This window comes from Pedobacter paludisoli, from assembly GCF_052344095.1.
Classification (GTDB): Bacteria; Bacteroidota; Bacteroidia; order Sphingobacteriales; family Sphingobacteriaceae; genus Pedobacter.
The window spans coordinates 2,898,757-2,911,157 of record NZ_CP179926.1; the positions used below are offsets into that span (position 1 = coordinate 2,898,757).

Annotated in this window: 5 protein-coding genes, 3 tRNA genes and 3 rRNA genes; 5 read left to right on the forward strand and 6 right to left on the reverse strand. The window is 42.7% G+C overall.

Features of this window, described 5'->3' with window-relative positions; all coding sequences use genetic code 11:
- Positions 1-231: 231 nt before the first annotated feature.
- Complete coding sequence (locus tag ACJVDK_RS11770; RefSeq protein WP_443936860.1) at positions 232-789, forward strand: DinB family protein; 558 nt, start codon at positions 232-234, stop codon at positions 787-789.
- 52 nt (positions 790-841) lie between these two features.
- Here the strand turns inward: ACJVDK_RS11770 and ACJVDK_RS11775 are convergent.
- Positions 842-914, reverse strand: a tRNA-Thr gene (locus tag ACJVDK_RS11775).
- 260 nt (positions 915-1,174) lie between these two features.
- Between ACJVDK_RS11775 and rluF the strand changes: the two genes are divergently transcribed.
- Together rluF and rlmN are read left to right on the forward strand one after the other, a co-directional pair.
- On the forward strand, positions 1,175-2,143 hold the full coding sequence (gene rluF / locus ACJVDK_RS11780; protein ID WP_443936861.1) for a 23S rRNA pseudouridine(2604) synthase RluF: 969 nt from the start codon (positions 1,175-1,177) through the stop codon (positions 2,141-2,143).
- 98 nt (positions 2,144-2,241) lie between these two features.
- Entirely contained in the window at positions 2,242-3,288 is a 1,047-nt protein-coding gene (gene rlmN, locus ACJVDK_RS11785) for a 23S rRNA (adenine(2503)-C(2))-methyltransferase RlmN (protein ID WP_443936862.1), read from the forward strand.
- An 885-nt stretch (positions 3,289-4,173) separates the two neighbouring features.
- On the opposite strand, the gene rrf is transcribed toward rlmN, so the two are convergent.
- The 5 genes from rrf to ACJVDK_RS11810 all read right to left on the reverse strand — a co-directional run bounded on the left by rrf (position 4,174) and on the right by ACJVDK_RS11810 (position 9,419).
- Positions 4,174-4,285 (reverse strand): 5S ribosomal RNA (gene rrf, locus ACJVDK_RS11790).
- Positions 4,286-4,427: 142 nt separating this feature from the next.
- Positions 4,428-7,304: ribosomal RNA gene (locus tag ACJVDK_RS11795) — 23S ribosomal RNA — on the reverse strand.
- A gap of 244 nt (positions 7,305-7,548) precedes the next feature.
- Positions 7,549-7,622 (reverse strand) — tRNA-Ala (locus ACJVDK_RS11800).
- A gap of 71 nt (positions 7,623-7,693) precedes the next feature.
- Positions 7,694-7,768, reverse strand: a tRNA-Ile gene (locus tag ACJVDK_RS11805).
- A gap of 129 nt (positions 7,769-7,897) precedes the next feature.
- A 16S ribosomal RNA gene (locus ACJVDK_RS11810) occupies positions 7,898-9,419 on the reverse strand.
- The 16S, 23S and 5S rRNA genes sit together here with 2 tRNA genes alongside, the layout of an rRNA operon.
- Before the next feature lie 831 nt (positions 9,420-10,250).
- Between ACJVDK_RS11810 and ACJVDK_RS11815 the strand changes: the two genes are divergently transcribed.
- Together ACJVDK_RS11815 and ACJVDK_RS11820 are read left to right on the forward strand one after the other, a co-directional pair.
- Positions 10,251-10,949 carry a ComF family protein gene (locus ACJVDK_RS11815; RefSeq protein WP_443936863.1) on the forward strand — a complete coding sequence of 233 codons (699 nt, stop codon included), beginning with the start codon at positions 10,251-10,253 and terminating at the stop codon, positions 10,947-10,949.
- A 47-nt stretch (positions 10,950-10,996) separates the two neighbouring features.
- Entirely contained in the window at positions 10,997-12,340 is a 1,344-nt protein-coding gene (locus ACJVDK_RS11820; protein WP_443936864.1) for a hypothetical protein, read from the forward strand.
- Positions 12,341-12,401 lie beyond the last annotated feature (61 nt).

Below are 12,401 nucleotides of genomic sequence, written 5' to 3' on the forward strand. Positions count from 1 at the left end.
CCAAGCTGAAAAAGCTTGGGCTGCCATTCCTATCCCGTCTAGATACAGCGGTCATTCGTACCAACGAAGCAAACTCCGCAACAACATCCTAAAAAGTGCCAAAACTTCAAGACAAAACCTAAATCCTAACAATTGCACCCACAAACAAAAAAAAAATACGCCGCTTTTTTTATGACTGCCATAGGGTTGTCAGTAGGGTGTAGTTTCTTTGATTCATAAAGCAAAAACGTCATGAGTTTAGCCGATTTATTTTTAACCGAAATACGTTTAACCGAAAAAAGAAAAGCTATGAATTTGATTCAACTATTAGTAACGGAGTTAGCAAACGAAGCAGTCACTACCCGTAAAATGTTAGCGCTCGTGCCAACCGATAAATTTGATTGGGCGCCTCATACAAAAAGTATGAAAATGAAAAACTTAGCCAGTCATATTGCCGAACTACCTGCCTGGATTACGATGGTATTGGCTACAGATGAATTAGACTTTAGTAAAGTTCCATACCAACCTGCCGACGTGAAAGATACTTCAGCCATTTTAGACCTCTTTGAGAAAAGCTTTGCCGAAGGCCAAACAGCCCTACAAAATGCCACCGATGCAGATTTACAAAAGATGTGGACCTTGCGCAACGGCGAAGTAATATTTTTTACAAAAAGCAAATATGAATCTATTCGAGATGCATTTAGTCAAACGAGCCACCACCGTGCACAATTAGGGGTATATCTACGCTTGCTCGACATTCCTATACCAGGCAGTTATGGTCCAAGTGCAGACGACACTCTGGGATTTTAAAATTCAACCAACAAAAAAGGCCGGGAAAATTCCCAGCCTTTTTGTTTGAATGAGCCTCCTATCGGAATCGAACCAATGACCTACTGATTACAAGTCAGTTGCTCTACCAGCTGAGCTAAGGAGGCTTTCAATCAGGCTGCAAATATAGAAAAAAAATGTTTTTTAGCTAAAATTTTAAAATATTTTTTACGGTCTTTTCTTACATAAACCCGGTTGCAGCGGCATCCTTTTTCGTCTTGCTTGGAATAGCGCCTTGGGAAAGCGGAAAAGATAGAGCGAAAAACGGGACGAACGTTTAATAGTTGCAGTTCTGCCGCTTTTCTAAACAAAAAATAACACCACATATCCCTGCTCTTTACTGTATATTTGCCTAAATTTTTTTGTTATGCAAACCAACAGTGCCACACGTTTAAATAAATACATTAGCGAAAGCGGACTTTGCTCGCGCAGGGAAGCTGACCGATATATCGAACGTGGCAATGTATTTATCAACGGTAAGCGCGCTAAAATTGGCGACCAAGTGTATCCCGGCGACCGAGTAATGGTAAATGGTCATAACATTGAGCCGAAAGAGGAAAGCGATTTTGTATTACTTGCTTTTAACAAACCAGTGGGCATTACCAGTACAACCGAAGCAAGTGTGCGCGATAATATTGTCGATTTTGTAAATTACAGCGAACGTATTTTCCCTATTGGTCGCTTAGATAAAGACTCATCGGGTTTAATTTTTTTAACCAACAATGGCGACATCGTTAACAAGATTTTACGCGCTGGTAATAACCACGAAAAAGAATATTTGGTTACGGTAAACAAACCCATTACCGATAGTTTTGTTCAAGATATGGCCAATGGAGTGCCAATTTTAGGCGTAAACACACGGAAATGCAAGGTGCGTCAAGTGAGTACATTTGTGTTTAACATCACGCTTATTCAAGGCTTAAACAGGCAAATACGCCGTATGTGTGAGCATTTTGGTTACGAGGTAACTAAGTTGGAACGCATCCGGATTATGAATGTAAGTTTAAAGGGTATCCCTGTAGGCGATTTTCGCCAATTAACAGATGAAGAAATGGCGGTCATTTTAAAAAGCGTTGAAAAATCATCGTCAGAAAGCGACAAAAAAACTAAAAGCACAAACGCGCCTAAAAAGAAAGCAAACTCTTGGGAGGATATCCCTGAATTAAAACACGAGAAACCCAAAAAGCAGTTTAAGCCAGCAAAGGGATACCAATCAAAAACGGCAAATAAAAGCGGCGATAAAACACAACGGACCAATAGCGGGGGCAGAAATCATTCAAAAACAACCAAAAACAAATCGGCAGGCAAAACAAACAGCCGCTCGAGAGGTAAATAATACTACTAATCAAGCTATTACCTCTTACAATTGTAAAATTTGCTACGCACAGCTACATTCCTTTTTGCTTCGCAGTAATTTAAGTACCTTTGCAGCAAATGGTAACAGCGAAGAAAATTGATATCCGTGGTTTAGATTTGCCTCAATTGCAACAGCATTTAATTGCGATGCAACAACCTGCCTTTAGAGCAAAGCAAATTTATCAGTGGCTTTGGGAAAAATCGGCAACAAGCTTCGACGATATGAGCAATCTTTCAAAAGATTTGCGTAAAACTTTAGCTGATAATTTTACCATCAATGCCGTTCAGGTAAACAATTCGCAATTTAGCAACGATCAAACCATTAAAAACACGTTCCGTTTAGCTGATGGAAATATTGTTGAAGGCGTTTTAATTCCGCAAGATGATCGAATGACTGCCTGCGTGAGTTCGCAAGTAGGCTGTAGTTTAACCTGTAAATTTTGTGCTACAGGTTACATGGAACGCAAGCGTAACCTCAATGCCGATGAAATTTATGATCAAGTAGTCCTTATTGATAAACAAGCAAAAGAAAACTACAATTACCCACTTACCAATATTGTGTATATGGGCATGGGCGAGCCCTTGCTAAATTATGCAAACGTATTAAAATCGATCGACCGTATCACAGCGCCTGATGGATTAAATATGAGTTATAAACGTATTACCGTTTCTACTGCTGGTATTGCGAAAATGATTAAAAAATTAGGCGATGATGGCGTTAAATTTAATTTAGCACTATCACTGCATGCTGCTGATGATAAAAAACGTAATGAAATTATGCCCATAAACGAAGCAAATTCGTTAAAAGCCCTGTCAGAAGCATTACGTTATTATTTTGCAAAAACAAAAAATCCAGTAACATACGAATACATTGTTTTCAACCACTTTAACGATGAATTATCTGATGCCATGGATTTAGCCAAATTTTGCAAGCACATTCCCTGTAAAGTAAACCTGATTGAGTACAATCCTATTTCGATGGCTGCGTTTACCAATGCTGAGGGCGATAAAATTGATGCTTTTGCCAATTACTTAAAAAGCCAAGGAATAACGACCAACATCCGAAGAAGTCGAGGAAAAGACATCGATGCTGCATGTGGTCAATTAGCGGTTAAGGAAGCTTAATTTAATCAAAAAACGAAACAATCATTATTTTCTTTAGTAAAGCAAGGCGATTGCTGCTATCAACGTCCGTCCCGCTTTCCGTTCCAATCTTTTTGTGGAAGCCGGTCGCGCCATTCCATTTGGTACTACAAAAAGGATTTCCACAACAATCGGGTTTAAAGCCGAAGGTATCTGCTAATCTTTAAAGGTATCGTGTCCTAAGCGCAGCGAAAAAACCATATTAACGATGCTGCTTACCAATAATTGATTGAAGGAGGAATATTCCGTGGTTACGGAGCTAAAAGTATTCTTTATAAGAGATACTTTTCCGAATAATCGGAACACGTTGTACATTTAGCCAAGCTAACGGCTTTCTACTTAGAGATGCTTCCTTCGTCGGCATGACAGCAAAATTTTGAGCGATATGCTAGTAAAACAAACGTTCAAAATTGCAGGTATTAACCGAAGAAAGCCCGTCGGTCCCGAATGCTCGGGATGCACCCCAAGCAGCGCGAAAAAACAAAAACAGTTGCAGCAACATTCGAATGTGCACTACCGAGCATTGTTCTATTCAGTTTTGTGGCAATAATTAATATTGGTTACAAAACAAATCGCCACAAAACCAAGCGATCTTGTTCTTGTTTTGCGACAAGGGTGTCCGCCCAAAGCTGCCTAACCGGATCGACAAAGGCTTTTGGTTACTTTTGGCCCACAAAAGTAAATGCCCTACCGGCAAGAGGCAAGCAAGAGAAAGAGGAAGGGTAAAAGTCAATGGTTACCAAAAGGTTTAACATTTATGAAAAGAGAAGATTCCTTCCTCAGCCTTCAGCAACGTGTGTTAAGTTTCGATTAGAAATGCTTATAAACAAGAATACCCTTCAGCTTTCGCTAAAGGGTATCTTTAAGATTTGGCACCGACCTACTCTCCCACGTGTTACCGCAGTACCATTGGCTCTGGTGGGCTTAACTTCTCTGTTCGGAATGGGAAGAGGTGGACACCACCGATATAGGCACCTAAATACCTTTTTTGTGTTGGTTCGTTGGTTGGTTGTTTCGTTGTGTAGAGTCCTAAACAACTAATAAACTAATAACCAAATAACCACTACAAATGACATAGTATTGAAAGAAGTTAGTTTGAAGAACAAACAACAGTATGTTGCTTTTGAAAGCTTCGGATGATTAGTACTACTCGACTGTGCTGTCACCAGCTTTACATCTGTAGCCTATCAACGTAGTAGTCTGCTACGGTCCTATATGGAATTCTCATCTCGTGGCTAGTTTCGCACTTAGATGCTTTCAGCGCTTATCTATTCCCAGCGTAGCTACTCTGCAATGCCCCTGGCGGAACAACAGATTCACTAGAGGCTAGTCCAACCCGGTCCTCTCGTACTAAGGTCAGCCCCACTCAAAATTCCTACGCCCACAACAGATAGGGACCGAACTGTCTCGCGACGTTCTGAACCCAGCTCGCGTGCCACTTTAATCGGCGAACAGCCGAACCCTTGGGACCTTCTCCAGCCCCAGGATGTGACGAGCCGACATCGAGGTGCCAAACCTCCCCGTCGATATGAGCTCTTGGGGGAGATCAGCCTGTTATCCCCAGCGTACCTTTTATCCTTTGAGCGATGGCCCTTCCATGCAGAACCACCGGATCACTATATCCGTCTTTCGACCCTGATCGACTTGTCTGTCTCACAGTCAAGCAAGCTTATGCTATTGCACTCCTCATACGGTTACCAAGCGTATTGAGCTTACCTTTGAAAGCCTCCGTTACCTTTTTGGAGGCGACCACCCCAGTCAAACTACCCATCAAACAATGTCTCCCTACTAGAAGGATTAGACACCGAATACAGAAAGGGTGGTATTTCAACGTTGGCTCCTCGAATCCTAGCGAACCCGATTCATAGCCTCCCACCTATCCTACACATCCTGTATCCAATGTCAATGTTAAACTGTAGTGAAGGTGCATGGGGTCTTTCCGTCCCGTTGCGGGTACCCGGCGTCTTCACCGGGACCACAATTTCACCGAGCTCATGGCTGAGACAGCGCCCAGATCGTTACACCATTCGTGCAGGTCGGAACTTACCCGACAAGGAATTTCGCTACCTTAGGACCGTTATAGTTACGGCCGCCGTTTACTGGGGCTTCGATTCAATGCTTCGCAATTGCTCACTAACATCCCCTCTTAACCTTCCAGCACCGGGCAGGTGTCAGGCCTTATACTTCATCTTTCGATTTTGCAAAGCCATGTGTTTTTGTTAAACAGTCGCCTGGGCCTTTTCACTGCGGCTCTCGTTGCCGAGAGCGCCCCTTCTCCCGAAGTTACAGGGCCATTTTGCCGAGTTCCTTAGCCATGATTCACTCGAGCACCTTAGAATCCTCTTCCCGGATACCTGTGTCGGTTTGCGGTACGGGTATTCATAATCTGAAGCTTAGCGGTTTTTCTTGGAAGTCTGATTACCTGCGCTATCCACTCAACCGAAGTCTCGCGGTACTATCAGCTCTCAGCAAGACCGGCGGATTTGCCTACCAGTCCTATACCTACAGCCTTTAACGAACTATTCCGTCAGTTCGCGGCAGTGTCACTACTCCGTCCCCACATCGCAATTATAAATAGTACTAGAATATTAACTAGTTGTCCATCGAATTTCCCCTTCGGGTTCTCCTTAGGTCCCGACTAACCCTGATCCGATTAGCGTTGATCAGGAAACCTTATCCTTTCGGTGGGCAGGTTTCTCGCCTGCCTTATCGTTACTTATGCCTACATTTGCTTTTCTAGCCGCTCCAGCACCCATTACCAGATACCTTCGCCGCAACTAGAATGCTCCCCTACCGATATATTTCAATCCCATAGCTTCGGTGTACAATTTAATGCCCGTTTATTATCCATGCCCGATCGCTCGACTAGTGAGCTGTTACGCACTCTTTAAATGAATGGCTGCTTCCAAGCCAACATCCTAGCTGTCTATGCAATCGGACCTCGTTAGTTCAACTTAACTGTAACTTGGGGACCTTAGCTGATGGTCTGGGTTCTTTCCCTCTCGGCGCGTGACCTTAGCACCCCGCGCCTCACTGCAGATCATATTTAATAGCATTCGGAGTTTGTCTGGATTTGGTAGGATTTGACTCCCCCGCACCCAATCAGTAGCTCTACCTCTATTAAACTTTATATCCACGCTGTTCCTAAAAACATTTCGGGGAGTACGAGCTATTTCCCAGTTTGATTAGCCTTTCACCCCTACCCACAGATCATCCGGAAACTTTTCAACGTTTATCGGTTCGGTCCTCCAGTACGTGTTACCGCACCTTCAACCTGTCCATGGGTAGATCACAAGGTTTCGCGTCTACCTCCTCTGACTATACGCCCTATTCAGACTCGCTTTCGCTTCGGATCCGTTCCTTAAAAACTTAACCTTGCCAGAGAAGAGTAACTCGTAGGCTCATTATGCAAAAGGCACGCCGTCACTGGACTTGCCAGCTCCGACCGCTTGTAAGTACACGGTTTCAGGTTCTATTTCACTCCCCTGTTCGGGGTTCTTTTCACCTTTCCCTCACGGTACTGGTTCACTATCGGTCTCTCAGGAGTATTTAGCCTTACCGGATGGTGCCGGCAGATTCCCACAAGGCGTCTCCGACCTCGCAGTACTCAGGATACTACTAGACTAACATTCTATACGTGTACTGGGCTATCACCATGTATCGCCGGGCTTCCCATCCCGTTCCACTTCTGTTTGTTATACCACATCGTAGTCCTACAACCCCCATTTTGCCGTAACAAAATAGGTTTGGGCTCTTTCCCTTTCGCTCGCCACTACTCAGGAAATCATTGTTATTTTCTCTTCCTCTGCTTACTTAGATGTTTCAGTTCGGCAGGTTTGCTCTATTTAGTGCTATGTCTTCAACATAGCGGGTTGCCCCATTCGGAAATCTTCGGATCTATTCCTATTTGCAAATACCCGAAGCTTATCGCAGCTTATCACGTCCTTCATCGCCTCTGAGAGCCAAGGCATCCCCCGTGTACTCTTTATTACTTTCTTCTACTTGTACGCCTTTTGCGCCGTACAGTATGCTTTTTTGCTCTTGTTATGATGTCTCATACCTCCATTCGTATTGCTACTCCTGTGGGTGAGCACAAACACAACAGTCGCCTATTGTTGTTTGCTCTTCTTTATTTAACTTCTTCCAATATGTCAAAGAACTTTATTAAGATTAGGGTGCAGGGTAGTAAGGTAGAAGGTTTTATCCTTCAGCCTTAGACCTTTCAGCCGTAAACCTTATTAGTGGAGAATAACGGAGTCGAACCGTTGACCTCCTGCGTGCAAGGCAGGCGCTCTAGCCAGCTGAGCTAATTCCCCAAAAAGATGTCACTGCATTTTGTTTTTTAATCAGTATATAGTATACCAATATCTACAATCACTTTCCTATGTAGTCCCGTCCAGATTTGAACTGGAGACCCCTACATTATCAGTGTAGTGCTCTAACCAGGCTGAGCTACGGGACTATTTGTATCGCCCCCTCAAAGACTTGTTAATGCCACTAACCGTGGTTGATCTTTTGGGTTTCGTGTGTTTCTTCTTTTTTTCTATTTAGAGTATCATGTTGCGCAGAAGAGTAGTCAGCTCTGCTCCAGAAAGGAGGTATTCCAGCCGCACCTTCCGGTACGGCTACCTTGTTACGACTTAGCCCCAGTTATCGGTTTTACCCTAGGACGCTCCTTTCGGTTACATACTTTAGGTACCCCCAACTTCCATGGCTTGACGGGCGGTGTGTACAAGGCCCGGGAACGTATTCACCGCGTCATTGCTGATACGCGATTACTAGCGAATCCAACTTCATGGGGTCGAGTTGCAGACCCCAATCCGAACTGTGAATGGCTTTATGAGATTCGCATACTATTGCTAGCTAGCTGCCCTCTGTACCATCCATTGTAGCACGTGTGTAGCCCCGGACGTAAGGGCCATGATGACTTGACGTCGTCCCCTCCTTCCTCTCTGTTTGCACAGGCAGTCTGTTTAGAGTCCCCATCTTTACATGCTGGCAACTAAACATAGGGGTTGCGCTCGTTGCGGGACTTAACCCAACACCTCACGGCACGAGCTGACGACAGCCATGCAGCACCTAGTTTCGTGTGATTGCTCACTTATCTATCTCTAGATAATTCACTAACTTTCAAGCCCGGGTAAGGTTCCTCGCGTATCATCGAATTAAACCACATGCTCCTCCGCTTGTGCGGGCCCCCGTCAATTCCTTTGAGTTTCACTCTTGCGAGCGTACTCCCCAGGTGGAACACTTAACGCTTTCGCTTAGCCGCTAACTGTGTATCGCTAACAGCGAGTGTTCATCGTTTAGGGCGTGGACTACCAGGGTATCTAATCCTGTTTGATCCCCACGCTTTCGTGCCTCAGCGTCAATTAAACCATAGTAAGCTGCCTTCGCAATCGGTGTTCTGAGACATATCTATGCATTTCACCGCTACTTGTCTCATTCCGCCTACCTCTAGTTCATTCAAGCCCATCAGTATCAAAGGCACTGCGATAGTTGAGCTACCGTCTTTCACCTCTGACTTAATAGGCCGCCTACGCACCCTTTAAACCCAATAAATCCGGATAACGCTTGGATCCTCCGTATTACCGCGGCTGCTGGCACGGAGTTAGCCGATCCTTATTCTTCTAGTACATTCAGCTATTTACACGTAAATAGGTTTATTCCTAGATAAAAGCAGTTTACAACCCATAGGGCAGTCTTCCTGCACGCGGCATGGCTGGTTCAGAGTTGCCTCCATTGACCAATATTCCTTACTGCTGCCTCCCGTAGGAGTCTGGTCCGTGTCTCAGTACCAGTGTGGGGGGTCATCCTCTCAGATCCCCTAGTCATCGTCGCCTTGGTGGGCCGTTACCCCGCCAACTAGCTAATGACACGCATGCCCATCTTAATCCTATAAATATTTGATCATTGAATAATGCTATCCTGTGATTTTATGCGGTGTTAATCCGAATTTCTTCGGGCTATCCCCCTGATTAAGGTAGGTTGCATACGCGTTACGCACCCGTGCGCCACTTTCATATCCAGCAAGCTGGATAATATCGTTCGACTTGCATGTATTAGGCCTGCCGCTAGCGTTCATCCTGAGCCAGGATCAAACTCTCCATTGTAAAATGTTGTATTTGATTCTGACTAGTTTTTAACTATTGTTAAAAATAGTCTCTTTTTAATTTTGTCTGTCAGTATTCTGACCCAAAAAATCAGTCTGGTATTCTGTACTTGAATCCGTACTTCTTTACCTCGACTGCGCTACATTGACATCTCTTTTAAGAACTTCTCGACTGTTATAACCTCGCGGCTCGTCTATATATTTTTGCTACGCTTCCGTAGTTTAAATCTTTTTTCTAACTTCCCGACATCCGCCGTTCCGCTCATTTTTCCCTTCCTTTCGGTTGGGAGTGCAAAGGTAGAAATCTTTTTCTTATTCGCAAAAAAAATATTTTTTTTTATTTCTAAGCTGATTCCCTATCCTTTCAATTCCCCTTCTCTTCCCTCTCTCACTCAATCCCCCTTCCTCCGAAGCGGAGTGCAAAGGTAGTAATCTTTTTCTCTATCGCAAATTTTATTTGAAATAATTTCTGCTCCCTCTCACTACTCTTTTTACTCCATCGCTATCATCCGAAGCGGGATGCAAAAGTAGAACTTTTTCATACGCCACACAACTCTTTTGTGAATATATTTTGAATTTAATGTTAAGTTATTGATTCATTGAATATTATTTTTTGGAAAGCGCTCAGGAAAGCCACCCCAAGAACCACCAAATGCAAAAAAATAAACCCGGGTGAAGTGGAAAACACCGCGAAACGACCTAGGAGTAGCGGTTTTGAAACGAAAAACGGGACGAACGTGCATACTTGCCCGACACTTGCTTTTCTGATTAGTTTATATAATGTATACTTTTTTCTAATTCATTTCTTTTAGAAAGGCTTTATTTTAGAGGAATGGTTTTAATAAAAAAATGGTTTTCTGATTTAGTTGCGCTACTTTTTCCGAATTTATGTAATGGCTGTGGGCAATCGTTGGTGAACGGAGAGCATTTGATTTGCTTGAGCTGCCTACATGACTTGCCTTTTACGGACTATCATTTGTTTGCTGAAAACAAGGTTGCGAAACAGTTTTGGGGCAGAGTTCCGGTACAGGCAGCAATGGCCATGCTGTATTTTAGAAAGGGAAGCAGGGTACAAAACCTCGTGCACCGACTTAAATACCATAATAAAACGGATGTAGGATTGCTCTTGGGGCAACTTTTGGGTGAGCGCTTATTACGTAGTCCGCTGTTTAATGAAATTGATTTTATCTTCCCGGTTCCCTTGCATCCTTCGAGATTGCGTAAAAGAGGGTATAATCAATGTAGCTTTATTGCCGAAGGGATTTCAAGTGTACTGCATGTTCCTTTTATGGAGTCGGTTTTGGTTAGGGACGTTGCTACGGAAAGCCAAACAAAAAAAGGCCGCTATATCCGGCATGAAAATATGCAAGCGGTTTTTACCGTAAAGGATGTAGAAGCAATTGCGGGCAAACATGTTTTATTAATTGATGACGTTATTACAACTGGAGCCACACTTGAGGCTTGCGCAGAAGTCTTATTCAGAAATGGAGCAAAGGAATTAAGCATTGCCACTTTAGCTTTTGCTGAATAATTTCTATGTTTGATTGTATGCAATGGGTTCTACGCTTTTTATGTTTTATGCTGCTTTTTACGTCATGCCGTAAAGATGAACGCATAACCAATGACCCCCAAGCTAAACTGAGTTTTTATAGTACTACAATCTCTTTTGATACTGTTTTTACCTCAATAGGCTCCACCGCTCAACGCATTAGGGTTTTAAACAAAAATAGTGCTGCCCTTAACATTAGTGAAATTAAACTTGCTGGTGGCGAAGCTTCGCCTTTTAGTATTAATATTAATGGTGTAAACAACTCCGTTCAAAAAGAGATTCGATTAAACGGTTTAGATTCTTTGAACTTATTTATTAAGGTTACCATTGATCCAAAAGCATCGAATTTACCTTTTTTAGTGGAAGATTCTATTATTTTAACAACCAACGGAAACAGGCAAGTGCTTAAGCTTTCTGCATATGGGCAAAATGCCGTATTTATTAAGGACGGCGAAATTACGGGTGATATTACCTGGGATAGTTCTCTTCCCTATATCATTACCAATTCTGTTACCATTAAAAACGGTGCTTCTTTAACTATCCCGGCGAAGGCGAAAGTATATTTTCATAGAGACGCGACTATGCAAATTGAGGGTTATTTAAATGCTGTTGGCTCTGAAATGCAGCCGATTGTTTTTAGTAGCGATCGATTGGAGACTTTATATACTGAAGAGCCTGGGCAATGGAATGGTCTCCACTTTAAAGAGCGCGGTTATGGCATAATTAAAAATGCTGTTTTGAAAAATGCACTTGTAGGTATTACGGCTGATTCTTTATCGCCCAATGGCAATCCAAAATTAATTTTAAGCAATACGCTTATTAAAAATATGCAAGTGGCAGCCTTTATGGGTTTTCATTCTGAATTATATGCCTTTAACAACCTGATCTATAATTGCGGCAATTATTTAATGTATGCCTCGGGTGGTGGAAATTACATTTTTAAGCAAAATACCTTTGCTGGTTTTTCGAATAGCTTACCCAGAAAAACAGCTGCTTTGTCTTTTTCGGATTATTTATCGGCTAAGGCATACAATAATTTACAAATTAACTTAACAAACAATATTATTTGGGGAAGCCTGGCAAATGAGCTGGAAATTGAAAAAAGAACTTCGGCGAGCGTTGTAAGTCAGATAGCGTACAATTTAATTAAAACAACCGCAACAACCTTTTCTGGGAATGGCAATATTTTAAATGTAGATCCATCTTTTATTTCTTCGGATAATTACATTTTCGAGTTACAGCCCACGAGTGTGGCAATTAAAAAAGGGGTGAATTTAAGCGCCGACCCTTACTTTCCTACTTATTTAAAGAAAGACCTCAACAACAAAAATAGATTATTTCCCTCATCTTTAGGCTGTTACGAAAATTATTAATTTTTTTTTATTTTTTTGAAACACTTTTGCCCTCAATTACGTTTATATATTCGAGAGCGTT